The organism is Ruegeria pomeroyi DSS-3, from assembly GCF_000011965.2.
Lineage (GTDB): Bacteria > Pseudomonadota > Alphaproteobacteria > Rhodobacterales > Rhodobacteraceae > Ruegeria_B > Ruegeria_B pomeroyi.
In genome coordinates this window covers 1,174,897-1,199,895 of record NC_003911.12, presented here as the reverse complement: position 1 = coordinate 1,199,895, position 24,999 = coordinate 1,174,897, and the positions used below count along the sequence as shown (strand labels likewise).

26 protein-coding genes are annotated in these 24,999 nt (G+C 65.4%); 14 read left to right on the top strand and 12 right to left on the bottom strand.

Annotated features, from left to right (window positions below; all coding sequences use genetic code 11):
- Positions 1-8: 8 nt before the first annotated feature.
- The 8 genes from eutA to SPO_RS05765 all read left to right on the top strand — a co-directional run bounded on the left by eutA (position 9) and on the right by SPO_RS05765 (position 8,608).
- Positions 9-773, top strand: a complete 765-nt coding sequence (gene eutA / locus SPO_RS05800) for an ectoine utilization protein EutA (RefSeq protein ID WP_011046890.1) — start codon at positions 9-11, stop codon at positions 771-773.
- A gap of 17 nt (positions 774-790) precedes the next feature.
- Complete coding sequence (eutB, locus tag SPO_RS05795) at positions 791-1,798, top strand: hydroxyectoine utilization dehydratase EutB (RefSeq protein WP_011046889.1); 1,008 nt, start codon at positions 791-793, stop codon at positions 1,796-1,798.
- A complete protein-coding gene (eutC, locus tag SPO_RS05790) occupies positions 1,791-2,783 on the top strand; it encodes an ectoine utilization protein EutC (protein WP_044028000.1) in 993 nt (330 codons plus the stop codon). Before eutB ends, eutC begins: the two co-directional genes overlap by 8 nt.
- Before the next feature lie 19 nt (positions 2,784-2,802).
- Positions 2,803-3,990, top strand: a complete 1,188-nt coding sequence (doeA, locus tag SPO_RS05785; RefSeq protein WP_011046887.1) for an ectoine hydrolase DoeA — start codon at positions 2,803-2,805, stop codon at positions 3,988-3,990.
- Between the two features lie 3 nt (positions 3,991-3,993).
- Positions 3,994-4,986 (top strand): N(2)-acetyl-L-2,4-diaminobutanoate deacetylase DoeB, encoded by a 993-nt coding sequence (doeB, locus tag SPO_RS05780; RefSeq protein WP_011046886.1) that lies wholly within the window; start codon positions 3,994-3,996, stop codon positions 4,984-4,986.
- An 11-nt stretch (positions 4,987-4,997) separates the two neighbouring features.
- Complete coding sequence (locus SPO_RS05775) at positions 4,998-5,477, top strand: Lrp/AsnC family transcriptional regulator (RefSeq protein ID WP_011046885.1); 480 nt, start codon at positions 4,998-5,000, stop codon at positions 5,475-5,477.
- A 127-nt stretch (positions 5,478-5,604) separates the two neighbouring features.
- Entirely contained in the window at positions 5,605-7,080 is a 1,476-nt protein-coding gene (locus SPO_RS05770) for an NAD-dependent succinate-semialdehyde dehydrogenase (protein WP_011046884.1), read from the top strand.
- Positions 7,081-7,234: 154 nt separating this feature from the next.
- The gene (locus tag SPO_RS05765; RefSeq protein ID WP_011046883.1) at positions 7,235-8,608 is read left to right on the top strand and encodes an aspartate aminotransferase family protein; all 1,374 of its coding nucleotides are present in this window, start codon (positions 7,235-7,237) and stop codon (positions 8,606-8,608) included.
- Positions 8,609-8,889: 281 nt separating this feature from the next.
- Here SPO_RS05765 and SPO_RS05760 read toward each other — a convergent pair whose 3' ends face one another.
- The 5 genes from SPO_RS05760 to SPO_RS05740 form a co-directional block, all read right to left on the bottom strand.
- Complete coding sequence (locus SPO_RS05760; protein WP_044027998.1) at positions 8,890-9,411, bottom strand: DUF2478 domain-containing protein; 522 nt, start codon at positions 9,409-9,411, stop codon at positions 8,890-8,892.
- Positions 9,412-9,472: 61 nt separating this feature from the next.
- Positions 9,473-10,138, bottom strand: coding sequence for an NnrU family protein (locus tag SPO_RS05755; RefSeq protein WP_044027997.1), 666 nt, complete (start codon positions 10,136-10,138; stop codon positions 9,473-9,475).
- Between the two features lie 87 nt (positions 10,139-10,225).
- Entirely contained in the window at positions 10,226-12,289 is a 2,064-nt protein-coding gene (locus tag SPO_RS05750; RefSeq protein ID WP_011046880.1) for an ABC transporter permease, read from the bottom strand.
- Positions 12,286-13,338: a quaternary amine ABC transporter ATP-binding protein gene (locus tag SPO_RS05745; RefSeq protein WP_011046879.1), complete on the bottom strand. Its 1,053-nt coding sequence runs from the start codon at positions 13,336-13,338 to the stop codon at positions 12,286-12,288. Before SPO_RS05745 ends, SPO_RS05750 begins: the two co-directional genes overlap by 4 nt.
- A gap of 9 nt (positions 13,339-13,347) precedes the next feature.
- On the bottom strand, positions 13,348-14,298 hold the full coding sequence (locus SPO_RS05740) for an ABC transporter substrate-binding protein (RefSeq protein ID WP_044027995.1): 951 nt from the start codon (positions 14,296-14,298) through the stop codon (positions 13,348-13,350).
- Positions 14,299-14,553: 255 nt separating this feature from the next.
- On the opposite strand from SPO_RS05740, the gene SPO_RS05735 reads away from it, so the two are divergent.
- The 3 genes from SPO_RS05735 to SPO_RS05725 all read left to right on the top strand — a co-directional run bounded on the left by SPO_RS05735 (position 14,554) and on the right by SPO_RS05725 (position 16,527).
- The gene (locus SPO_RS05735; protein ID WP_011046877.1) at positions 14,554-14,961 is read left to right on the top strand and encodes a PaaI family thioesterase; all 408 of its coding nucleotides are present in this window, start codon (positions 14,554-14,556) and stop codon (positions 14,959-14,961) included.
- Positions 14,962-15,023: 62 nt separating this feature from the next.
- Positions 15,024-15,686 carry a DNA-3-methyladenine glycosylase I gene (locus tag SPO_RS05730; RefSeq protein WP_011046876.1) on the top strand — a complete coding sequence of 221 codons (663 nt, stop codon included), beginning with the start codon at positions 15,024-15,026 and terminating at the stop codon, positions 15,684-15,686.
- A gap of 157 nt (positions 15,687-15,843) precedes the next feature.
- Positions 15,844-16,527, top strand: coding sequence for a hypothetical protein (locus SPO_RS05725; RefSeq protein ID WP_044027994.1), 684 nt, complete (start codon positions 15,844-15,846; stop codon positions 16,525-16,527).
- A 67-nt stretch (positions 16,528-16,594) separates the two neighbouring features.
- On the opposite strand, the gene SPO_RS05720 is transcribed toward SPO_RS05725, so the two are convergent.
- The 5 genes from SPO_RS05720 to SPO_RS05700 are packed head-to-tail and all read right to left on the bottom strand — an operon-like array spanning position 16,595 to position 19,871.
- Entirely contained in the window at positions 16,595-16,993 is a 399-nt protein-coding gene (locus tag SPO_RS05720) for a c-type cytochrome (protein WP_051420424.1), read from the bottom strand.
- A gap of 24 nt (positions 16,994-17,017) precedes the next feature.
- Positions 17,018-17,410 carry a c-type cytochrome gene (locus SPO_RS05715; protein ID WP_011046873.1) on the bottom strand — a complete coding sequence of 131 codons (393 nt, stop codon included), beginning with the start codon at positions 17,408-17,410 and terminating at the stop codon, positions 17,018-17,020.
- Positions 17,411-17,435: 25 nt separating this feature from the next.
- On the bottom strand, positions 17,436-17,879 hold the full coding sequence (locus SPO_RS05710; RefSeq protein ID WP_230981777.1) for a c-type cytochrome: 444 nt from the start codon (positions 17,877-17,879) through the stop codon (positions 17,436-17,438).
- Positions 17,880-17,905: 26 nt separating this feature from the next.
- Positions 17,906-18,592: an ABC transporter ATP-binding protein gene (locus SPO_RS05705; RefSeq protein WP_011046871.1), complete on the bottom strand. Its 687-nt coding sequence runs from the start codon at positions 18,590-18,592 to the stop codon at positions 17,906-17,908.
- On the bottom strand, positions 18,585-19,871 hold the full coding sequence (locus tag SPO_RS05700) for a lipoprotein-releasing ABC transporter permease subunit (RefSeq protein ID WP_044027993.1): 1,287 nt from the start codon (positions 19,869-19,871) through the stop codon (positions 18,585-18,587). Before SPO_RS05700 ends, SPO_RS05705 begins: the two co-directional genes overlap by 8 nt.
- Before the next feature lie 286 nt (positions 19,872-20,157).
- On the opposite strand from SPO_RS05700, the gene SPO_RS05695 reads away from it, so the two are divergent.
- Positions 20,158-20,499, top strand: a complete 342-nt coding sequence (locus SPO_RS05695) for a hypothetical protein (RefSeq protein ID WP_044027992.1) — start codon at positions 20,158-20,160, stop codon at positions 20,497-20,499.
- A 4-nt stretch (positions 20,500-20,503) separates the two neighbouring features.
- Here the strand turns inward: SPO_RS05695 and proS are convergent, their stop codons facing one another.
- Together proS and SPO_RS05685 are read right to left on the bottom strand one after the other, a co-directional pair.
- Positions 20,504-21,898, bottom strand: a complete 1,395-nt coding sequence (gene proS / locus SPO_RS05690; RefSeq protein WP_011046868.1) for a proline--tRNA ligase — start codon at positions 21,896-21,898, stop codon at positions 20,504-20,506.
- Positions 21,899-22,214: 316 nt separating this feature from the next.
- Positions 22,215-23,018, bottom strand: coding sequence for a helix-turn-helix transcriptional regulator (locus SPO_RS05685; RefSeq protein ID WP_051420322.1), 804 nt, complete (start codon positions 23,016-23,018; stop codon positions 22,215-22,217).
- A 191-nt stretch (positions 23,019-23,209) separates the two neighbouring features.
- Between SPO_RS05685 and SPO_RS05680 the strand changes: the two genes are divergently transcribed.
- Together SPO_RS05680 and SPO_RS05675 are read left to right on the top strand one after the other, a co-directional pair.
- A complete protein-coding gene (locus SPO_RS05680) occupies positions 23,210-24,277 on the top strand; it encodes an AI-2E family transporter (protein WP_011046866.1) in 1,068 nt (355 codons plus the stop codon).
- A complete protein-coding gene (locus SPO_RS05675; RefSeq protein ID WP_011046865.1) occupies positions 24,278-24,955 on the top strand; it encodes a hypothetical protein in 678 nt (225 codons plus the stop codon).
- Positions 24,956-24,999 lie beyond the last annotated feature (44 nt).

The following is a 24,999-nucleotide window of genomic DNA, read 5'->3' as shown; positions in this document are numbered from 1 at the left end:
GAAACCAAATGGCTCTTGATACCCATTCCGCGCCATCGCGTGTGCCTGCCCGGCTGGACGACCGCCCCGTCAGGAAACGGATTGCCCTGGTGGCGCTTGCGACCGATCACACGTCCGAGCGCGACTTTGCCCGTATCTGCGATCCCGATCAGGTCGGCGTCTATACGAACCGGATCGCTTTCGAGAACCCGACCAACAAGGAAACCCTGCTCAAGACCGGTCCGCGCCTGACCGAAGCGGCCGCGCGGATTCTGCCCGGCGAAGAGGTGGATGTGGTCGCCTATTGCTGCACGGCCGCATCCATCGTTCTGGGCAATGATACGGTGACCCGCCATCTGAACGCGGCCAAACCGGGCACGCCCTGCGTCACGCCCAGCTCTGCCGCCTTTGACGCGTTTGCGGCCTTGGGTGTCCGGCGGGTCTCGTTGCTGACCCCCTACAGCCCTGACGTCACCGACGAGATGGCGCAGTATTTTGCGGTGCATGGGCCCGAAGTGGTCAATGCCGCCTGTTTCGGCCTGACCGACGACCGCGAAATGGCACGGATTTCCGAAGATTGCATCATCGAGGCGGCGCTTGCGGCCTTTGACAAGGATGCCGAGGCGCTGTTCCTTTCCTGCACCGCCCTGCGGGCGGCCACCTGCGCCCAGCGGATCGAGGACCGGCTGGGCAAGCCGGTTGTCACCTCGAACCAGGCAATGATCTGGCGCTGCCTGCGCCTGGCCGGAATCCCCGACATGGTGCCGGGCTATGGCCGGCTCTTTCACCTCTGACAGGCTGAACAGATAAAATGACGACGAAAATCACTCTTCAGGACAGCATCAGGGCGCGGGCGCGGATTGCCGGGCGTATCCGCGAAACCCCTTTGGTGGAATCGCCCTCTCTCAGCAGTCTGAGCGGCAGGCAAGTCCTGCTAAAGCTGGAAAGCAGGCAGATCACCGGCAGCTTCAAGCTGCGCGGCGCCACCAATGCGGTCTTGTCGCTGACGGATACGCAGCGCGCGGCGGGCGTGGTTGGGGTATCTACCGGCAACCACGGGCGCGGACTGGCCTATGCGGCGGCAGAGGCCGAGGTGCGTTGCATCATCTGCATGTCGGAACTGGTGCCGCAGAACAAGGTTGACGGCATCAGATCCCATGGCGCCGAGGTGCGTATCCTGGGCCGGTCTCAGGACGATGCGCAGCAGGAAGTCGACCGGCTGGTCAGAGATGGCATGACCATGCTGCCCCCCTTTGACCATCCGGATATCATTGCCGGCCAGGGCACCGTCGCGCTGGAAATGCTGGATCAGGCGCCAGACCTTGAAACCGTGTTGGTTCCCCTGTCGGGTGGCGGGCTGATTTCCGGTGTCGGCATGGTTCTGAAAGCGGCGAACCCGGATATCCGGGTGATCGGCGTCAGCATGGAACGCGGCGCCGCGATGTATGAATGCCTGCAGGCGGGCAGGCCCGTTCAGGTTGCGGAACTGCCCACATTGGCCGACTCTCTGGGCGGGGGGATCGGGCTGGACAATGCCTATACATTCGAAATGACCAAGGCGTTTGTCGATGAGGTGGTGCTGGTGTCCGAGGCTGAAATCGCCGCCGCCATCCGCCATGCCTATTTCGAGGAACGCGAGGTGATCGAAGGGTCCGGCAGCGTCGGCATCGCGGCGCTGCTGGCCGGCAAGATCGGCAATCCCGGCCGTTGTGTGTCGCTGGTGAGCGGTCAGAACATCGCTATGGACCTGCACAAACGCATCATCGACGGTGAAGACGTGGATGTGGAAGCCGACATCAAAGGAGGCGCAGATGCCTGACATCAGGATCCTGACCGAAGCGGAGCTTCGCGATCTGGTGCCGCTGGACCTCGATGCCGTTGATTGCGTCGAACAGGGCTTTACCACTTTGGCAGGCGGCAAGGTGGTGATGCCGCCGATCATGACGCTGGGGGTGCCCGACCACAACGGCGAGGTTTGCGTGAAAACCGCCTATGTACCGGGGATCGACAGCTTTGCCATGAAGATGAGCCCCGGCTTCTTCGACAATCCCAAGATCGGCCTGCCCAGCACCACCGGGTTGATGGTGGTGTTTTCCAGCAGGACCGGCATTCTTGAGGCACTTCTTCTGGACAATGGCTATCTGACCGATGTGCGCACGGCGGCGGCCGGGGCGGTGGCGGCGCGCCACCTTGCGCGGGCCGAGGCGTCGCATGTCTGCATCATCGGCGCAGGCGTGCAGGCCCGGATGCAGTTGCAGGCGATGACCCTGGTGCGCGATATCGAAAGCGCGGCGATCTGGGCGCGCGATGTCGCCAAGGCCGAAGCCGCCGCCGCCAGCCTGCGCCAGGACCTGGGGATCGACGTGACTGTCGGCACGGATATCGCCCAAGCGGTCTCCCCGGCCGATATCGTGATCACCACAACACCCGCCAGCAGCCCTGTGATCCGGGCGGAATGGCTGCAACCGGGTCAGCTGGTCATCGCCATGGGCTCGGATCAGGAACACAAAGGCGAACTGGAACCGGCCTGCCTGACCAAAGCGGATCTCTATGTGCCCGACAGTCAGGCGCAATGCGCCCTCAAGGGCGAGCTGCGCAGTGCGATCGAGGCCGGGCTGATCGCTGCGGGCCAAAGCTTTGCCGAGCTGGGTCAGGTCACCTCCGGTCAGACCCCCGGACGCCGGTCGGACAGGGAACTGATCATTGCCGATCTGACCGGCACCGGCGTGCAGGACACCGCCATCGCAACCCTTGCAGGCAACCGCGCTGACGCGACGGGGGCTGGCGCCACTTTCACCAGTTGATCAATCAGGAACCGAGCACATGGCAGACCCCAAGCTGTTTTTCACCCGCGCGGAATTTCAGGCGCGCCTCGACAAGACACGGGCCGAGATGGCCCGCCGCGGGCTGGATCTTCTGATCGTCACAGACCCGTCGAACATGAACTGGCTGACCGGATATGACGGCTGGTCCTTCTATGTGCATCAATGCGTTGTGCTGACACTGGAGGGAGAGCCGCTGTGGTACGGGCGCGGCCAGGATGCCAATGGCGCGCTGCGCACCTGCTTTATGGATCCCGTCAACATCATCGGCTACCCCGACCACTACGTACAATCGACCGAGCGTCACCCGATGGACTATTTGTCGGCACGGCTGAAGGATCGCGGGTTGGATGGCGGTGTCATTGGCGTCGAGATGGACAATTACTGGTTCACCGCTGCCGCCTTCATGTCACTGCAAAAGCACCTGCCAAATGCGCGATTTACCGACGCCACTGCCCTGGTCAACTGGCAGCGTGCGGTAAAGTCCGAAGCGGAACTCACCTATATGCGCCAGGCCGGCAAGATTGTTGAGCGTATGCATCAGCGGATCTTCGAGCGCGTCGAGCCGGGGATGCGCAAATGCGACCTGGTGGCCGATATCTATGATGCGGGCCTGCGCTATGACGCCGGGCTTGGCTTTGGCGGCGATTACCCGGCGATCGTACCGCTGTTGCCCTCGGGCTCGGACGCCGCGGCGCCGCATCTGACCTGGGACGATCTGCCGATGAAATCCGGCGAAGGCACGTTCTTTGAAATCGCGGGCGTCATGCACCGCTATCATTGCCCGCTGTCGCGCACCGTATTCCTGGGCAAGCCGACCCAGACCTTCCTGGATGCCGAAAAGGCGGTGCTCGAGGGCATGGAGGCGGGCCTTGAAATGGCCAGGGCTGGCAACACCTGCGAGGATATCGCCAAGGCATTCTTCAAGGTGTTGAAGTCATACGGCATCGAGAAGGACAGCCGTACCGGCTATCCGATCGGCGTCAGCTATCCGCCGGACTGGGGCGAGCGCACCATGTCGCTGCGGCCCGGCGACACCACCGTCCTGCAGGAAAACATGACCTTCCACTTCATGACCGGCCTGTGGATGGAGGATTGGGGCTTTGAGATCACGGAAAGCATCCGCATCGGGGCGGACGGGCCCGAGTGTCTGTCCAATGTGCCGCGCAAGATGTTCGTGAAGGACTGAGCGATGCAGAAGAACCCGATTTCCCCGACCATCCCGCTTGACCGGGACGGGGTGTTTCACGGCTTTCTGAAACTTCCCCACAGCCGCGACGATTCAGCCTGGGGGTCGGTGATGATCCCGCTGACGGTGATCAAGAATGGCGCCGGTCCGACCGCGCTGCTGACCGGCGCCAATCACGGTGACGAATACGAAGGCCCGGTTGCGCTGCACGAGCTTGCCGCCACCACCTCTGCCGAGGACGTGACCGGCCGCCTGATCATCGTGCCGGCCTTCAACTATCCGGCGTTCCGGGCCGGCAGCCGGACCTCGCCCATCGACAGGGGCAATCTGAACCGGTCCTTCCCGGGCCGCCCTGATGGCACCGTCACCGAGAAAATCGCCGATTACTTCCAGCGCACGCTCCTGCCGATGGCGGATCTGGCGGTGGATTTCCATTCCGGCGGCAAGACGCTGGATTTCGTGCCCTTCGCCGCCGCACATATTCTCGAGGACAAGGCGACCCAGGCGGCCTGTTTCGCGGCGATGAAGGCGTTCAACGCGCCCTATTCGGTCGAGCTGTTGGAAATCGACAGCGCCGGCATGTATGACACCGCGGTCGAGGAAATGGGCAAGGTTCTGGTCACGACAGAACTGGGCGGCGGCGGGTCCTCGAGCGCGCGCAGCAATGCCATTGCCAAGAAGGGGCTGCGCAACGTCCTGATCCATGCGGGCATTCTGAAGGGAGAGATGCAGCTGGATGAGACCGTGAACCTGACGATGCCGGATGACGACTGCTTTGTGTTCAGCGAAGGCGACGGCCTGTTCGAGATGATGATCGATCTGGGCGCGCCTGTGGCCAAGGGTGACCTGCTGGCGCGGGTCTGGCCGCTGGACCGCACCGGGCAGCCGCCGGTCGAATATCGCGCCCGCCGGGCCGGGCTGGTGATCAGCCGCCATTTTCCCGGGCTGATCAAATCCGGCGACTGCGTTGCGGTTGTCGGCGTCACCGGCGCCTGAGAGGCGGACCCATGCAACTGGACCAGCGCGACCTCGATATCCTGCGCGTGCTCTCGACCGAGGGCCGCATCACCAAGGCCGCGCTGGCCGACCGGATCGGCCTGTCGCCGACCCCTTGCTGGGACCGGCTGAAAAAGCTGGAGCAGGCCGGGCTGATCGAAGGTTATGGCGCCCGCATCAACCTGAAGAAGCTGGCGCCGCATGTGACGGTCTTTGTGGCGGCAGAGATCGCCGACCACACCGCCGCCAGCTTTCGCGCCTTTGAAGCGGCGATGCAGCGCTATGAAGAGGTCACCGCCTGCTGGGCCCTGGGCGGCGGGTTCGACTACCTTCTACAGATCGTCACCCGTGACATAGACGCCTATCAGCGGCTGATCGACGAGATGCTGGACGACCGCATCGGCCTGTCCCGCTACTTCACCTATGTTGTGACCAAACCGGTCAAGGGCACCGGCGCGCCGCCCTTGAAAATTCTGCTGGGTCTGGAGTGACGGCGCCAGCTGTCTTTTGCCCGCCACCGGCTGGAAGGCAGCTGTTTCTTCTGTTTTTCGACCGAACTTCAGTCACTTTCTCTGCTCCAAACAGGCACACTCCTCTGCAAGACCCGAGGAGGACAACATGACAGAGACCGCTCTCTCTGCCCGTGCGGACATCGCCGACAAGGCGCTTGTGCGTTCTTTTTCCTACATAAACGGCAAGTGGTGCGCCGCCGCCAATGGCGAGACCTTCGCGGTCACCGACCCGGCGGACGGGACCGAGCTGGGCCATGCCGCCAGCCTTTCGGCAGAAGAATCCTCTGCGGCGGTGGACGCGGCACAGGCGGCCTTCCCGGCTTGGGCGGGAAGGTTGCCACAAGAGCGCGCGGCACTCCTGCGCCGCTGGTATGAACTGTTGCTGGAACACAAGGAAGACCTCGCCCGCATCATGGTGCTGGAACAGGGCAAGCCGCTGTCAGAAGCGCGCGGCGAAATCGACTATGGCGCGGCCTTTGTCGAATTCTATGCCGAAGAAGCCAAGCGCCCCAATATCGAGGGCGTCACTAGCCACCTGCCCGATGCCGAGGTGGAGCTGTGGCGCGAGCCGGTCGGGGTGGCGGCGCTGATCACGCCGTGGAACTTCCCCTCGGCCATGCTGACGCGCAAGGCGGCGGCGGCGCTGGCGGCGGGGTGCACCGTGGTGGCACATCCCTCGCGGGAAACCCCGTTCAGCGCGCTGGCGCTGGCTGAACTGGCCGAGCGTGCAGGCGTCCCGCCGGGCGTGTTCAACGTGGTGACCGGCACTGCCGCCACGGTGGTGGAACCCTGGACCCGCGATACCCGCGTCCGGGCGCTGTCCTTCACCGGTTCAACCGAGATCGGCAAGCTGCTGTACCGCCAGTCGGCCGACACCGTGAAACGCCTGGTGATGGAACTGGGCGGCCACGCCCCGGTGATCGTCTTCAAGGACTGCGATCTGGACAAGGCCGTCAGCGAAACCATCAAGGCGAAGTTCGCCACCTCGGGTCAGGATTGCCTGGGCGCCAACCGTATCCTGGTAGAGCGGCCCGTCTATGCCGACTTCTGCGCCAGATTCACATTGGCCGCGCAGGCGCTGACCCTCGGGCCGGGGATGGCGGATTGCGACCTCGGTCCGCTGATGAACGAACAGGCGGTGCAAAAGCAGGAAGACCATGTGGCGGACGCGCTGGCCAGGGGCGCAAGACTGGCCTGCGGCGGCAGGCGGCATCCCCGCGGCCCGCTCTTTTATGAACCGACCGTGCTGGTCGACGTGCCGCCCGATGCGTTGATCATGAGCCAGGAAACCTTTGGCCCGGTCGCCGCGATCGCGCCTTTTGACACCGAAGAGGAGGCCGTGGCGCGCGCGAATGACAGCGAATACGGGCTGGTGGCCTATGTGCACAGCAATGATCCGCGGCGCATCTACCGGCTGAGCCGGGCGCTGCAATACGGTATGGTGGCGGTCAATCGCACCAAGGTGACAGGCGCGCCGATCCCTTTCGGGGGCACCAAGCAATCCGGCCTGGGCCGCGAAGGCGCCCGGCTGGGCATGGAGGCCTTTACCGAGGTCAAATACATCTGCCGCGACTGGGCGTGAGGAAACCGGACTCCGGCACGGAGTCCGGCCCGGATTTGCGCGGCAAATCCGGGGTGACAGACACCAGCGGGACATCCCGGATTCCGCGCCGGAATCCGGGCCGGAATTCTCGCAGAATTCCGGTTTGCCGCAGAACTTGAGAAGGAAAACGACAATGCTGAAGAACGACCAGCTTGACCAGTGGGACCGCGAGAACTTCTTTCACCCCTCGACGCATCTGGCCCAGCACGCCCGTGGCGACAGCGCGAACCGGGTCATCAAGACCGCCTCTGGCGTCTTCATAGAGGACCGCGATGGCAACAAGCTGCTGGACGCCTTTGCCGGGCTTTACTGCGTGAACGTGGGCTATGGCCGTCAGGAGATCGCCGATGCCATCGCCGATCAGGCGCGCGAGCTGGCCTATTACCACTCCTATGTCGGCCATGGCACCGAGGCGTCGATCACCCTGGCCAAGATGATTCTGGACCGGGCACCCGCCAACATGTCCAAGGTCTATTTCGGCCTCGGCGGCTCGGATGCCAATGAAACCAACGTCAAGCTGATCTGGTACTACAACAACATCCTGGGACGGCCGGAAAAGAAAAAGATCATCTCGCGCTGGCGTGGCTATCACGGGTCCGGGCTGGTGACCGGCTCGCTGACGGGGTTGGAGCTGTTCCACAAGAAATTCGATCTGCCGGTCAACCAAGTCATTCACACCGAGGCCCCCTATTACTTCCGCCGCGCCGATCCGGACCAGAGCGAGGCACAGTTCGTGGCCCATTGCGCCGCCGAACTGGAGGCGCTGATCGAGCGCGAAGGGGCCGACACCATCGCCGCCTTCATCGGCGAGCCGGTGCTGGGCACCGGCGGCATCGTGCCGCCCCCGGCCGGATACTGGGAGGCCATTCAGGCCGTGCTGAGAAAGCATGACATCCTGCTGATCGCCGACGAGGTGGTCACCGGCTTTGGCCGCCTCGGCACCATGTTCGGTTCGGATCACTATGGGATCGAGGCCGATATCATCACCATCGCCAAGGGCCTCACATCGGCCTACGCGCCGCTGTCGGGCTCGATCATATCGGACAAGGTCTGGAAAGTGCTGGAACAGGGCACCGACGAGAACGGCCCGATCGGACACGGCTGGACCTATTCGGCGCACCCGATCGGGGCGGCGGCGGGTGTGGCGAACCTCAAGCTCATCGACAGGTTGAACCTTGTGCAAAACGCCGGGGAAACCGGCGCCTACCTGAACGCCACCATGACAGAGGCGCTGGCTGGCCATCCCAATGTCGGCGAGGTGCGCGGCGCGGGGATGCTCTGCGCGGTCGAGTTCGTAAAGGACAAGGACAGCCGCCTCTTCTTTGACGCGGCGGACAAGATCGGCCCGCAGATCTCGGCCAAGCTGCTGGAACAGGACAAGGTGATTGCCCGGGCCATGCCGCAGGGCGACATCCTGGGCTTTGCCCCGCCCTTCTGTCTCAGCCGCGCCGAAGCGGATCAGGTGGTCGACGCCACATTGCGCGCCGTCAGGACGGTGCTTGGCTGACAGGCGCATCCTGCATGGAAAGGGCCGGCGCACGCCGGCCCTTTTTTCGTTTCTCCCAAACCCGTTGGAGGCACGAACCGGGTGCGTCAGGCCGATTGCCCGCATGTCACCCGTCAGGCAGGCTGCGCGCGCAAGGCGTCGAAATCAGCCGTTGAAACCAAACCGGTCCGATTGACGCCGTGTTGCGCGTTCCGGGTATCTGCCGTCTTGAAGGTTCCGCGCGATCGGCCAAGGGCCTGCGTGTCAACATCAGACAGGCCAATCAGGTAACCGAAATAGGGTCAGGCCGCCTGAATACGTGACGCGCGGACCTTCTCGACCCAATCGACCAGCGCATCCGGTTCCGGGCTGAGTTTTACGGCGGCGCCCTCGGTAAAGGCAAGGAACCGCTCTTCGTTCAGGCCGTTCACCCCCAGAAGAACCGGAATATCGCGCGCCAGCGCCTCGGCGATCAGCGGGCGAAAGCCGCGCCCGTCGGCCTCGTGCTTGCCGAACTTGTTGACGATCAGCAACTCGGGGTCCTCGGCCAGCGCGGCCGAGACCAGACCCACCGCGCGCTCCAGCTCTCCGGGATCCAGCCGGCAGCCGCGCGACCCGGTGCCCAGTGTCTGCGAGATGCGGATGACCTCCGGCCCCGGCATCACCCGCAGGTCCATGTCGCAGCGCGCGTTGTCGGCGCACTCCGTGTTGGTCTGCACCACCCCGGCCAGGCGCACGCCCTTGGCATCCAGCCGCGTGGCCACCTCGCTGAGCAGCCGGTCGGTGGCGCCGCGCGCGGTGGTGGTGACATAGGCGAGATGCATCGGTTGCGTCCTTCTCTCTCGGTCGGTCATGATCTAGCACGCCGATCCCGCTTCGACCAGATCATGGCAGCGGCGAGACCCCGATCACCGGCGCATGTGCCAGCAGGAGGGCCAGATAAAGCAGCGCGGCGGGCCACAAGACGCGCGGCGCCAGCAGTGCAGGCAGCCCCCTCGGCGACAGCCGCGCCGTACCCGCCGCCAGCCGCGCCCAGTCGGCGCCCAGTTCGCGCCGTTTGCGCCGGTCGATCAGGGCCATGCCCATCACGGCGAACCCGGCAAACAGCCCGAACAGGATCACATGCGCCAGCGACCCGTTGGCCAGCAGATGCGCCCCCGACCAGAGCGCCAGCGCCAGCAGCAGCGGATGGCGCGACAGGGCCAGGATGCCGGGCCGGGTCGGATCGAACACCCCCCGCCCCAGCCCGCCAAAGGACAGCGGATTGACCGCGCGCAGCCCCGCCACCGCCAGCAGGCAGACCGGCAGCATGATCAAGATCGGCACCCAGCGCAGCGCGGGCAAGGGCGGGATCACCTCGACATAAGGTGCGCGGGCTGCGGCCAGGATCAGCCAGCCCAGCACTGCGATGGAGAACAGGGAATAGGCGATGCCAAAGCCGCGCGCGCCCAACCGCGCCACCAGCCAGGGCCGCACCGGCGGGCGCACCGGGATCACATGGCTGAGCAGGAACACCGCCAGCGCCGCCACAAATTCCGCCCATCCGCCCATCACTGCCCCCCGCTTGTTCCGCCGCCCCGGTCTAGGGCGGCAGCAAAGGCCCGGCCTTAACCGAAGTCAAGCCGGGCCCGCGCAGGTTCACAGGCCCAGCGCCTTGCGCCGCTCCTCGGCAAAGCCCTGCACCAGCCGGTCGGCGATCAGCGCCAGAATGGCCATCGCCGCGCCTGCCGAAATGCCCAGCCCTACATCCGCCTGTCCCAGCGCCAGATAGATCGACTGGCCCAGACCGGTGGTCCCGATCAGCGCCGCGATGACCAGCATCGAAAAGGCATAGAGGATGGTCTGGTTCAGCCCCAAGAGGATGGTCGGCGCCGCATAGGGCGCGCGCACATCACGCAGGATCTGCCAGTCGGTGGCGCCGCTGGAAATCGCGGCCTCCATCATCTCGTCCGGCGTGTCCACCAGCCCGTGGCGGGTGTAGCGGATCATCGGCACGATCGCATAGGCGCAGATCGCCAGAAAGGCCGAGAATTCGCCGATCTGGAACACCATCAGCACCGGGATCAGGAAGACGAACAGCGGGATGGTCTGCAACATGTCGCAGATCGGGCGCACCACGCGCCAGACCGGGGTCCAGACCGCGCTGGCCACGCCGATGGCGCCACCCAGCACCGCGCAGGCAAAGACCGAGGCACCGCAGAGATAGAGCGACAACAGCGCCCGGTCCCACAGGCCCGACACCAGGATGGTGCCCAGCAGGATCACCACCATCAGCGCCAGCCGCCGCCCCCCCGCCACATAGCCCAGCGCCGCCGCCCCGGTCAGCACAAATGGCCAGGGCAGATTGGTGATGCCGGTCTCGATCATGCCGAACCCGATCAGGATCATCAGCCCGGCGCTTGCGCGCCCCGCCCAGGCCATGCCCAGCGCCAGCACCGCGCCCAGCGCAAACAGCGCGCTGCTCATCTGCGGGGTCCAGGAAAAGCCCCAGGTAAAGGGCAGAACCGCCTGATCCAGCCCGATCCTGAGCGGCAGCAGCACGTAGTAGAGCGTATTGTTCTTCAGCGCATCCAGCGCCGCGCCATTGGCCTGGGTGAACCGGGTCAGCCCCTGATCCAGCGAAACCGCCACCGGGTCGAGCAGGGTCAGATCCGAGGCCGCCGGCAGCCGGGTCCAGAACACCAGCGTAAAGGCCAAGGCCAACCCCAGCAGCGCCCAGACCACGCGGATGTCATGGCGCTTGCGCTCGGTCGCCAGCACCGCGCTCATCCGGTCGATGATGACCGCAAAGGCCACGATCACCATCCCCGCCAGCAAGGCCGCGCCGAACTGCGCCTTGCGCATGGTCAACAGCACTTCCCAGCCGATATCGTTGAACCCGCCGATGACGGCGGCGATGATCACCATGCTCAGCGCCGCCATCAGGCACTGGTTGAACCCCACCATGATCTGGCGCGAGGCCGAGGGGATCTCGACCTGGAACAGCTGCTGCATGCGGGTGCCGCCGGACATGATCGCGGCTTCCTTTACCTCGGCCTCCACCCGCTCCAGCCCCAGCATCACGTTGCGCGCCATCGGCGGCGCGGCATAGATCGCCGAGGCGATCAGCCCCACCACCGGGCCAAAACCGAACAGCGCCAGCAAGGGCGTGAGATAGGCAAATGTCGGCACCGTCTGCATGATATCCAGCACCGCCTGCACCGCGCCCCGGATGCGCGGCACCTCGTTGGCGAGGATGCCGATCGCCCCGCCCACCAGCAGCGCCAGCGGCACCGAAACCGCCACCAGCGCCAGCGTGTTCATGCCCTCGTGCCAATAGCCCGAGGCCAGAACGAAGCCCAGCCCGCCCAGGCCCAGCGCCGCCATCGCCGCGCCGCCCAGATACCAGCCCAGCGCGGTGACGATACCGATCACCAGCGGCCAGGGGGTCGCGTTCAACACCCAGTTGGCAGCATCCATCGGATAGACCATCACCGCCGAAAAGAGCCGCGCCACCGGTTTGAACCAGGCCAGAAAGGCGGTCATCACCGTTCCGACCCAATCGGTGGCGGGCAGCACCCAGGCCTTGGGCCAGGCGCCCAGCCAGGGCGCCACCGGCTCCAGCGCCAGGCAGAGCGCGCCGACCAGCGCCGTGATCAGCGCCGCCCAGGTCCCCACCGTCAACCGCGCCACGCGCGGAACGGAGATATCCGCCGCGCTCATGTGTCGTCCACCTGCAGGGCGGCAGCCAGATCAGAGGGTTGTACCGTGCCCACGATGGCGCCGCTGGCATCGCGCACCGGCACCGGTTGATACAGCTGCATGCAGCGCGCCAGCGCGGTGTCCAGCGTCATGCCCGCGGTCAGGCCCGGATCGTCCGGCCCCTGTTCCTCGACCCCTGCCCGCATGACCGAGGCCACCTTGGCATGGCGGCCCTTGGCCACATCCTTGGAAAACTCGCGCACATAGTCGTCGACCGGGTTCAGCACGATCTCGGTCGGTGTGCCGATCTGCACGATCTTGCCGTCACGCATGATGGCGATGCGATCGGCCAGTTTCAGTGCCTCGGCAATGTCATGGGTGATGAAGACGATGGATTTCTTCAGCGTCGCCTGAATGCGCAGGAACTCGTCCTGCAACTGGCGCCGGATCAGCGGATCAAGCGCCGAGAACGGCTCGTCCAGGAACCAGATATCGGGGTTCACCGCCAGGCTGCGGGCGATGCCGACGCGCTGGCGCTGGCCACCGGACAGCTGGCGCGGGAAACTGTCCTCGCGCCCTTCGAGCCCGACCAGCGAGATCACCTCTTGCGCCCGGGCCCGGCGTTCCTTGCGCCCCACCCCCTGCACCTTGAGCGGATAGGCCACGTTCTCGGCCACCGTCATGTGTGGGAAAAGTCCGAAATGCTGGAACACCATGCCCAGCTTGCGCCGGCGCAGCTCGGTCAGGCGCTTTTTCGACGCGCCGACAACATTGTCGCCCTCGATCCGGATCTCGCCACCGGTGCCCGGCAGAAGTTGCGAGATGCAGCGGATCAGGGTGGACTTGCCCGACCCGGACAGGCCCATGATCACGAACAGCTCGCCCTCGCGCACCTCGAAACTGGCATCCTGCACGGCGGGGATCAGACCCTTGTCGCGCAGCTCTGCCGCCGCGGCCTCGGCATCGCCGCCCGACCGGGCCAATGCCTCGGCAAGGGCGTCGTTTGCACCGGGCCCAAACACCTGCCAGAGATTCTGGCAGGTGATGGCCGGCGTTGTCGCCTCAGTCACGTCCGGGGCTCACTTGGTGGCGGCGTCGACGACCGGGCGCCAGCTGCCCTCGTTCTCGGTCATCCAGGCGGCAACCACCTCTTCGACCTTGCCGCCATCGACGTCGATCGCGCCCATCATCGGCTGCTGCGCCTCGACGCTCAGCTGATAGTTCGAAAGGATCTCATGGGCGGCGGGCCATTTCTCGGCAAAGCCCGACCAGGACGCCTTGAAGATGCGGCTGGGCGAGAAATCGCAATCGTTGACCGCATTGGGGTTCGGCCCCCACGAGGCATCGTTGAAACAGGCCTCTTCGCCCGGCGGCAGGTCGATGAACTTCACGTCATAGGCCGACATCGCCCAATGGGGCTGCCAGAAGGTGATGAGCAGCGGCGACTTGCGCTCGGTCGAGGCGCGCAGTTCCGCGATCAGCGCCCCTTCAGAGCCCGCGGGCACTGCCTTGATCGGCAGGTCCAGACCGGTCATGCGGTCAGCGCCCGGCGTGCCCCAGTCGGCGGGATAGTCGACCAGCCGGCCCATCGGCAGGGTCTCGGCGGAAGCGAAAACCTGCGCGCAATCCTTCAGCGCCTCCCAGGCCGGCAGGCCCGGGCACAGATCGGCCACATGCGCGGGATAGGCGATGCCCTCGCGCGCGTTCAGGCCCAGGTCGCCAATCTCGGTCACCGTGCCCTCGGCAACCTTCTTGGCATATTCGTCCGATACGTTCGATGACCAGATTTCCAGCGTGGCGTGGATATCGCCATCGGCCAGCGCCTGGAACTGGTTCATCATGCCGGCGGTGACATATTCCACCTTGTAGCCCGCGGCCCTGAGCATCTCGCCGGCCACATGCGTGGTCACGTGCTGCCCGGTCCATTCGTTGATCGCCAGCTTGATCGGTTCATCCGATGCGCCCATTTCGGCGGCGTTCACGCCCCCTGCCAGCGCGACAAGCGCAAGTCCAAGTCCTACCCGTTTCATCTCAGTTCTCCCTGTTGATCCGATTGGGTGCACTATCCGCCGATTCCGGAGAACTGTCACCAGCCCCTCGCATGGCGGTTTATTGATTGGTCAGTCAATAATCATCACCTCCCCCCGTCTTGTCGAGCATTTTTTTCGCCGCGCGGGCAGTGGGCCGGATCGGGACGCGGTACAAGGCCCTTGGCGGTGGGCGCTCTGTCTGCCTATCCTCGCCCGATCTGCAGGCCCCGGCCCGCCCCAAAGGAGACGCGCCCCATGTTGACCCCGGACACCGCCCAGACCCTGCTCAGCGAACATTTCGCCGAATGGGTTCAGGCCCTTGCGCCCGAGGTGCTGGCCATCGACCGCGAACATGCGCTGGTGCGGATGCCGCTGGGGCCGCATCTGGCGCGCACAGGCGGCATCGTCTCTGGTCAGGCGCTGGCGGCGCTGGCCGATACCAGCATGGTGCTGGCCGCGATCGCGCAAGAGGACGCGTTGCGCCTGTTTGCCACCACCGACCTGCACACCCAGTTCCTGCGCCCCGGCGTTGGCCGGGCGATCCTGTGCCGGGCTCAGGTCGTGCGCGCGGGCAAGGCGCTGGTCTTTACCCGCGCCGACATGCACGAAGAAGACAGCGGCAAGCTGGTCGCAACCGCCACCGCGACCTTCTACGCGCCGTGACACGGGCACCTTGCCCAGCCTTGGGCAGAATGGCACCATCCCCCCGATCAGGGAGGTGAGACATGCACCATTTCGACGAGATCCTCGGCCTTGCCGCCGCCCGTCATGGCGGCGAGGCAGCGCTGGAGGCCAAACTGACCCGGCCCAAATCCCCAGCCGAACTGACCGCCATGCCCGAAGACCGCTGGCTGTCGGTGATCACCAAATGCGTGTTTCAGGCCGGTTTCAACTGGAAGGTGATCGAGGCGAAATGGGACGGATTCGAGGCCGCCTTTGACGGGTTCGACATCGGTCGCTGCGCCCTGATGGATGACGAGAAATTCGACGCCCTGTTGCAGGACGCGCGTATCGTGCGCAACGGCACCAAGATTGCCACCGTACGAGACAATGCCGCCTTTCTGCTGGAATTGCGGGACGAAGGCGGCGCCGGTCAGGTGCTGGGTGGCTGGCCGTCAAGTGACTATGTGGGCCTTCTCGACCTGCTTAAACGTCGCGGCAGCCGGTTGGGCGGCACCACCGCGCAATACGCGATGCGCTTTGCCGGGCGCGACAGTTTCATCCTGTCGCGCGATGTGATCGCCCGGCTGATCGCCGAAGGGGTGGTGGACAAGGCACCCGCCTCGAAAAAGGCGATGGCGCAGGTTCAGGCGGCCTTCAACACCTGGATGGAACAATCCGGCCGCTCGCTGAGCGAAATCAGCCGGGTACTGGCGATGAGCCTTTGAGGGAGACGCGAGACATTTCCCTTGCCCGACCTGCCGGCGCTTGGCTAGCGTCCGGGACAGGGACGGGTGGCGTGGCCGCTGCCCGCTCACCCCTGCGCGCGGCGGGACCGTGCAGGGGCGCTCCAGTTCTTTCCCGAACCGCAAGAGGCCCGCGCGCATGATCCTCCGCCTGTTCTGCCTGCTGCTGCTGGTTGCCGCCTGCGGCCGTCCGCTGACCGAGGCCGAGCGCGCCTTTGCCACCCGCCTGCACGGCGACGCGCTCGATATCTCGCGGGTGCGCCTGGTCGAGGGCGCGCCGGTGGGCGCGGTAACCTTTCACCGCAAGCCGCGTCCGCGCGTAACCTGCCGCGAGAGGATCCTGCCGCCGCAGAAAGAAGAGATCGTCACGGTCAAACCCGCTGCGGTGACACTGTTTCACAAGGTCTATTTCGCGCGCGACTGGTATCTGGACGATTACATGCCGGACTATCCCGACCGGGTGAACCTGATTGCCGCGATGCTGCTGGCACATGAGCTGACCCATGTCTGGCAATGGCAGAACCGGCGCGTCACCGGCTATCATCCCCTGCGGGCGGCGGCGGAACATGGGGCCAGCGACGATCCCTATCTGTTCGACCTGCGCGAAGCACCCGATTTCCTCAGCTACGGCTACGAACAGCAGGGCGCCATCGTCGAGGAATATGTCTGCTGCCGCGCATTGGCGCCCGAGGCACCGCGCACCCGCCGCCTGCATGACATGCTGGCGGCGGTGATGCCGGTCACCGCCCTGCCCCAGTCACGGCGCGAAAGCGACGTGCTGCTGCCCTGGCGCGATGCAGAGCTGACGGGAATCTGCGACTGATCTCGCGGCGCAGCGAAAGAGAAGAAAATTCGTCGAATTTTCTTCGCCACCGCCCCGGACGCGCGGATCACCCCGCCTCTGCCACCTGGATGCTTTCGAGATAGCTCAACAGCGCCGCCAGCGGCCGCGGTGTCGGCGTCATCACCCCGTCGATCTCGACCGGAACCAGCTCGCCTTCGAGCAGGGCACCAAAGGCCGGCATGATCTCGGCCGAGACCTTGCCCCGCCCATAGCCGTCGATCTTGGTCAGGATCTCGGCCCGGGGGAATGCGCCATCCCGCCGGGCCGCGATCCGGGTCAGGTCCGGCGCCTCGCCGCCACCGGACAGGTCCGCCCCCTGCCCGCGATAGTCGTGACAGGCGACACAATTGGCGGCAAAGACCTGTTCGCCCTCTGCCGGGCCCGGCATGATATCGGTCCGGGTACAGGCCGCGATCAGGCCCAGTATCAGGACGGTTGCGGACATGGCGCGCATGGGCGCTCTCCCTTTTCAGTTCTTTTGCAGGGTCGCGATATAGGCCAGCAGATCGACAATCGGCTGACTGGTCAAGATTGGCTGACCGGTTTCGGCCTTGATCGCCACGTCGCGCCCCTCGAAATAGGGGCCGTAGATCGGCATCGGGCTGCCATGACTGACCAAGGGGTCACGGCCGTCGATACGCTGCACGATCCGGGCGATGGGCAGCTCTCCGCCCTCCGACAGGGTCGTCAGGTCCGCCGGGCTGATCACCAGCACACCGGCCATGGGCCCGTGGCCGGTGGCCTCGATCCCGTGGCAGGTGGCGCAATGGTGACGGTAGAGCTGTTCTCCCTCGGCTGCATCCTGCGCCGGGGCGGGCGTGGCCAGCCCAAGGGCCAGCAGGGCGGGTATGATCGGTTTCATTGTCGTCTCCTCCGGTTTGCACGCCTCAGGGCGTTTGCAGCGTCTCGACATGGACGGCCAGTTCTACCAGGGCACGGGGGGCTGCAATGACGCGGCCATCGGTGGTGGTCACAGCAACGGTTTCGCCACCCAACAGGGCGCTAAATTCCGGCATCGCGCCCAGATGGCTCTTGCCCGGGTAGCCATGGATCGTGGCCATGACCGCACCCGTGGGGAACTGGCCCCCATTTGACGCCGCCAGATTGCGCAGATCGGCGGGCGGCACCGGCAGGCGCGCTGCCTCGGGTCCGTCTCCGGCCCCGGTCGCGCCATGGCAGGCGGCGCAATGGCGGGCATAAAGCTGCGCACCGTCCGGCGCCGCAGGGGCGCAGGCGGCAAGCAGCAACAGGGCCGGAACCAGACGATACATGACTATTTCGCGGTTGTGATCCTCGCAGCCAGCCTGCCCGACCCCGTCAACACCCGCCATGATCCAAATCAACGCGCCGCGCGGCGTCAGCTTTCGGCCGACAACCGCCCATCGCTCAGGCGCACCACCCGGTCCATGCGGGCGGCAAGCTCGAGGTTGTGCGTGGCGATCAGCGCCGACAGGCCGGTGCCGCGCACCAGCTCGACCAGCGCGTCGAACACCTGATCCGAGGTCGCGGGGTCGAGATTGCCGGTCGGCTCATCCGCCAGCAACAGGCGCGGCGCATTGGCCAGCGCCCGGCAAAAGGCGACCCGCTGCTGCTCTCCTCCCGACAAAGCCGCCGGGCGATGGCCCGCGCGCCCCTCCACCCCGACACGGGACAGAAGCGCGCGCGCGCGCGCCCTGGCCTCGCCCTCTCCGATACCATTGGCCAGCTGCGGCAGTACCACGTTTTCCAGCGCGGTGAATTCGGGCAGCAGGTGGTGGAACTGATAGACAAAGCCCACATCCCGCCGCCGCACCCCGGTGCGGGCGCGATCGCCGCGCCCGGTCATGTCCTGCCCGGCGATCTCGACCCGGCCCGCGTCGGGCACATCCAGAAGGCCCGAGATATGCAGAAGCGTCGACTTGCCGGCGCCAGAAGGGGCCACCAGCGCCACCATCTCGCCCGGTTCAACGCTCAGATCGACACCGCGCAGCACCCGCACCTCGCCGGGGGTCCCGCTCAGATAGGTCTTTTCGATGCCGCTCAGGCGCAGGGTCGGCTCACTCATAGCGCAGCGCCTCCACCGGGTTCAGCCGCGCCGCGCGTCGCGCCGGGAAATAGGTCACGATACAGGAGAGGCCCAGCGACAGGCCCGCAGCCTTGAGCACATCGCCCAGCCGCAGTTCCGCCGGCAACGCATAGATGCCGCGAATGGCCGGGTCCCAGACCCCGCCGCCCATGACGAAATTCACAAACGAAAAGATCGGGTCGATATAGATGGCAAAGAGACAGCCCAGAGCCACCCCCATCAGCGTGCCCAGGATGCCGGTAAAGGCGCCGCAGATGAAGAACACGCGCAGGATCGACCCCTCGCTCAGGCCGATAGTGCGCAGGATGCCGATATCGCGGCCCTTGTTCTTGACCAGCATGATCAGGCCCGAAACGATGTTCATGGTGGCGATCAGCACCAGGATCGACAGGATGATGAACATCACGTTGTCCTCGACCTCGAGCGCGCGCAGGAACCCGCCCGAGGCGTCCTGCCAGGTCCAGACCTGGGCGCCATCGCCGGCGGCACTTAGGATCGGGATCAACACCCGGTCCAGCCGCTCGGGCTCGCTCACCATCACCTCGATCTCGTCGGCGACGCCCTCGCGGTTGAAGTAGGCCTGCGCCTCGCCAAAGGGCATGTAGACGCGGGTGCGGTCGATGTCATAGCGCCCGGCCGAGAACACATAGACCACCTCATAGGCGTTCACCCGTGGCGAGGTGCCCATCGGCGTGCGGGCACCATTGGGCGAGATCAGCTTGATCCGGTCGCCGACGGTGACCCCCAGCTCGCGCGCCACGCCCGAGCCCAGGGCGATGCCCTGATCGAAGCGGGACAGATCGCCATAAGAGCGGTCGGAATTTGTGATGCCGGGCAGCGCGGCCAGATCACCGGTGGCGATGCCGAACACCTCGACCCCGGCATTGCGGTTCTGGGCGGCGGCCATCACCTGTCCCTTGACCAGTGGCGCAGCGCGGGTGACGCCGGCGACTTCGGCCACCCGGGCGGCCATCTCGGCATAATTCGGAATGGTCCGGTCAATCTGACCGTTCTCGCGATACTCGCCGGGATTATAGACGGTCACATGGGCGTTGGCGCCCAGGATGGTGCCCACGAAATCGGACCGAAAGCCCGAGCGCACCGCCAGCGTCGCGATCAGCGCGAACACCGCCAGCGTGATGCCGATCAGGCTGATCCAGGTCATCACGCTGACCCCGCCCTCGGCCCGGCGCGCGCGCAGGTATCGCCAGGCGATCTTCCATTCAAAGGGGGCAAAGGGGGCCGGTTGTCTGGCCATTTGTGGCTCCTGCTCGGGTTTGGCGCGGAGAGTGCGTTGCCCGCGCGGCGGGGTCAACCTCTGGCGGCGGGCGTGTGCGCCACGCGGCAGAGCGCCGCCCAGCTTGGGCGTCGTTTCGAAGGCGGAAACAATAAGGCGGTTTCGCGCCGTTTCGCCACCGAAATACCCAAAGTTTTAACCAAAATTAACACAAGGCTCCGTCAAGTTTTGTCTCATCAACCAACGTCTGCCAGCATCCCGATACTGGGGCATTTGAGCTGAGGTGATCATGACCATGACAAGACCGATGTCACCGTCCACCAAGACCGCGCCGCAACCGGCAAGCTTCGATTGCGAGACAGCGGCCCTTTTGCGGGCGGTGATGCTGCCCCTGTTCCACGGCGCCCAAACCTGGGCCGAGCTGATCGAGGCCATGCAACGGCGCGGCTATGGTCTGGCCTTTCGCGACGGCGCCTTCTGCGTCATCGAGCGCGCCGGCGGCCAGCGCCTGTGCGGGCTGCGCTTTCTCGGGCTGGCGATGGAGGACCTGGTGACCCGGATGGGACGGCCCTGCGTTCTGGCCCGTCCCGGCACCTGGGCGGATGGCGATCTGCTGAGCCACCCGCCAACCCGCTCAGCGGTGCACTGAGCCCTTACAGCCAGGTGTGAAAGGACCGGCCCGCCATCGGTTCCTCGCGGGACAGATGCGGGTGATGCGGCGCATAGATGTCCGCAACCTTCTTCACAGCCTCTTCGGGGCTCAGCTCGACGCTTTCGCCGGTCTTGCGGCTGGTCAGTTCCACCACCCCGTTCTTCAGCCCGCGCGGGCCCACGGTGATGCGCCACGGCAGGCCGATCAGGTCCATGGTGGCGAACTTGCCCCCGGCCCGTTCGTTGCGGTCGTCATAGAGCGGTTCCAGTCCGATGGCACTCAGCGCGGCATAAAGCTGATCACAGGCGGCGTCGGCCTCGCCGTCACCCTGTTTCAGGTTCACGATGCCGCAATGGAAGGGCGTCACGCCCTCGGGCCAGATGATGCCCTTGTCGTCATGGCTGGCCTCGATGATGGCGCCGATCAGGCGGCTGACACCGATGCCGTGGCTGCCCATATGCACCGGCACCGGCTTGCCATCGGGTCCTTGAACGGTGGCGCCCATCGGCTCGGAATACTTGGTGCCGAAATAGAAGATCTGCCCCACTTCGATGCCGCGCGCGCTGCGGCGGCGTTCCTCGGGGATCTGGTTGAACACCGCCTCGTCATGGGTCTCATCCGTGCGGGCATAAAGCGAGGTGAACTCCTCCATCACCGCGCGGCACTGATCGACGCTGTCATAGTCGATCTCGCGCTCGCCCAGGCGGATGTCGGTCACCTTGCTGTCATAGAAGACCTCGCTCTCGCCGGTCTCGGCCAAAACCAGGAATTCATGGGTGTCGTCGCCACCGATCGGGCCAGAGTCGGCGCGCATCGGGATCGCCTGCAGGCCCATGCGTTCATAGGTGCGGATATAGCTGACCAGATGGCGGTTATAGGCGTGCAGCGCGTCCTCTTTGGTGAGGTCGAAGTTATAGCCGTCCTTCATCAGGAATTCGCGGCCGCGCATGACGCCGAAACGCGGGCGGATCTCGTCGCGGAATTTCCACTGGATGTGGTAGAGCGTCAGCGGCAGGTCCTTGTAGCTGCTGACATGGCCGCGGAAGATGTCGGTGATCAGCTCTTCGTTGGTGGGGCCGAACAGCATGTCGCGCCCGTGCCGGTCGGTGATGCGCAGCATCTCCTGGCCGTAATCGTCATACCGGCCCGATTCGCGCCACAGGTCCGCCGATTGCAGGGTCGGCATCAGCATCGGGATGTGACCGGCGCGGATCTGCTCCTCGTGCACGATGTTTTCCAGCTTGCGCAGCACCTTGAACCCCAGCGGCAACCAGGAATAGATGCCGGCCTGCGCCTGCTTGATCATGCCGGCGCGCAGCATCAGGCGATGGCTGACGATCTGGGCCTCGGCGGGGTTTTCTTTCAATACGGGCAGAAAATATCGCGACAGGCGCATCGTGCTGTGTCTTTCCTGAGTTTGGCGTTTGCAAGCGGTCTATGACATCGCCGTGCGACAGGCAATCGCTCAGGCGCGGTTTTGCTTGTGTGACGGGCCCGTAATGCCCCGGAACGTAGCGCACCGACCCTTTGGGGAAGGGTCGGTGCAAGTCGCTCCACCGGCAAATTGGCCGGTGCCCCCAGGGCGGGTGTTTTAGATTGTCGGCGCGGCTCAATTTCCGCGCCGACCCCCACCGTCGAAGATTCACTCACGGAGCCGTGACAATCTGCACAGAGCGCATCCCGATGGCGAGTGCGGGAATCCTCATCCCGGTTCAACTGGCGTCCGAAGCGACGAAGATGAGGTTGAGAAAGGCCGCCTTGGCCACTGCCTGGGCGCTGGTTTCCACCCCCAGCGCGTCGCGCGCCTTGCGCAGATGTTTCTCGATGGCGCTGACCGACAGGCCGGTCAGCACCTGGATGTCCTGCATGGTCTTGCCGTCGGCGACCCATTCCAGCAATTCGCGCTGGCGCTGGTTCAGACAGGCGCTGCGCACCGGCAGCGGCAATTGCGAGAATTTCAGATGCGCCATGTTGCAGATCGCCAGCACCCGTGCCGAGATCTCGGGCCAGCGGGCATCCAGTGCCTCCTGGCTTTCATGCGTATGCGCCGCCAGCCCCATCGCGCCCTTGTAGCGGCGCCCGCCCTCGGCGAAACTGATCGAGATACCCGCCCGCCGGCGCCGGGCCTGCAAGGCGTCCATCGCGGCGCATTCGCTGTCCGACAGGCGCCCGGCGGCGCGTTCGCGCGCCACCCAGCCCCAGGACACGGCGCCGACATTTTCCAGAACCCAGCGGTATTCGGCGGTCCGCAGGTAATGCCCCGTTTCATGATGCGCCCGCACCCGATCGGGCGAATGGGTGCTGCGGATATAGACGTCATGGGGATCGCCGATGCTTGCCCCCGAAAGGCCCCGGGTCAGCCCGTAGTTGACCCGCTCGAACCCGAAGGGCGCCAGCGCATCGACCAGCAGGGTCCAGACCGTTTCGGTCTCGGTTGCCTCGGCCATGCGGTTCAGCAGATCGAGCACCTCTGCCGCGCTTGGCCCGTCACTGTCTGACTTGTGCTGTTCGGCCACGTCTGCTCCTTTGTTTTATGGTGTTGCCCCACCCTTCGTTGCAAGGCCGCCGGCGCGCGATGCAAGTGCGGAATTCCTCATCCCGGTCGTGACAGGCCGACAAAGGGGCCACGCGCCAAGGGAACGCTTGCAAGCCCAGGCACCATAAGCCAAAACCGAAGCATGAGGGAAATCATCGCACCGGAGGCCGTATGGCTCTGCCCGTAAAGGATCAACTGCGTTACTGGGGGCTTGCCGCGGCGGTCTTTGTGGCGGTGCTGTATTTGCTGGGGGATGTACTGCTGCCCTTCGTGATCGGCGGCGCCATTGCCTATTTCGTCGATCCCGTGGCCGACCGGCTGGAACGCTGGGGCCTGTCGCGCGCGGCGGCGACGGCGGTGATCACCATCGCCTCGGTGCTGCTGTTCGTGCTGATGGTGCTGATGGTGGTGCCGGCACTGATCACCCAGATGATCGACCTGATCAATGTGCTGCCACAGCTGTTCCAGGATCTGCGGACCTTTGTCAGCACCCATTTCCCCTCGGTTCTGGATCGCGAATCGAACGCGCATCAGATGATCGCCTCGGTGATCGAGACGCTGAAATCGCGCTCGGGCGACCTGCTGCAAACCCTTGCTGGCTCGGTCGGATCGGCAATCAACGTGGTGCTGCTGCTGGTGATCGTGCCGGTGGTGTCGGTCTATCTGCTGCTCGACTGGGACCGGATGATTGCGCGCATCGACCAGCTGCTGCCGCTGGATCATGCGCCGGTGATCCGTCGGCTGGCGGGCGAGATCGACGCGGTGCTGGCCTCGTTCGTGCGCGGCATGGGCACGGTCTGCCTGATCCTGGGTACCTATTACGCGGTGGCGCTGATGATCGTGGGCCTGCAATTCGGGCTGGTGGTCGGGCTGATCGCCGGGCTGGTCACCTTCATCCCCTATCTGGGAGCGCTGATCGGCGGTGCGCTGGCCATCGGGCTGGCCCTGTTCCAGTTCTGGGGCGACTGGCTGTCGATCGGGCTGGTGGCGGCGATCTTTGCCCTGGGTCAGGTGGTCGAGGGCAACCTGCTGACCCCGAAGCTGGTGGGCAGCTCTGTCGGGCTGCATCCGGTCTGGCTGCTTCTGGCGCTGTCGGTCTTTGGCGCGCTGTTCGGCTTTGTCGGCATGCTGATCGCGGTGCCGGTCGCGGCGGCGCTGGGGGTGCTTGCACGTTTCGGCACGGGGCAGTATCTGGGCAGCCGCCTCTACCGGGGCCTCACCGTACAGGACGACGACTGAATGGCCCGACAACTCAGCTTCGATCTCCCCGCGATGACCGCGCTGGGACGCGAGGATTTTTTCGTCTCGCCCGCCAATGCGCTGGCGGTGGCGATGATCTCGGCCCGGATCTGGCCGGGAGGCAAGCTGGTGCTGACCGGCCCGGCGGGCGCGGGCAAGACCCATCTGGCCCATGTCTGGGCATCCGAGACCGGCGCGCGCATCATCGAGGCCACCGCGCTGGTCGAGGCCGATATCCCCGAGCTGGCCGCCGGCCCCGTCGCGGTCGAGGACGTGCCCCTGCTGGCAGGTGACGATGCGCGTCAGGCGCTGCTCTTTCACCTGCACAACCTGACCCTGGCAAATGGCCATCCGCTGTTGTTGACCGGGCGCGCCGCTCCGGGTTTCTGGGACCTGTCCCTGCCCGACCTGCAAAGCCGGGTCGACGCCGCCCAGCATGTGGCGCTCGACCCGCCCGACGACGCGCTGCTGGGGGCGGTGCTGGCCAAGCTGTTCGTCGACCGCCAACTCAGCCCGGGCCCCGAGGTGATCTCGTATCTGGTGAAACACATGGACCGCAGCTTCGAGGCCGCCGCCCGCACCGTCGCGGCGCTGGACCGGATCGCGCTGGACGAAAAGCGCGACATTACCCGTGCCCTGGCGGTGCGGCTGTTGAGCACGCAGGCCGGTGCGGCCTGACAGCGCAATTGACCCCAGTGTCTCAATCCCGCATTCTGCAAACG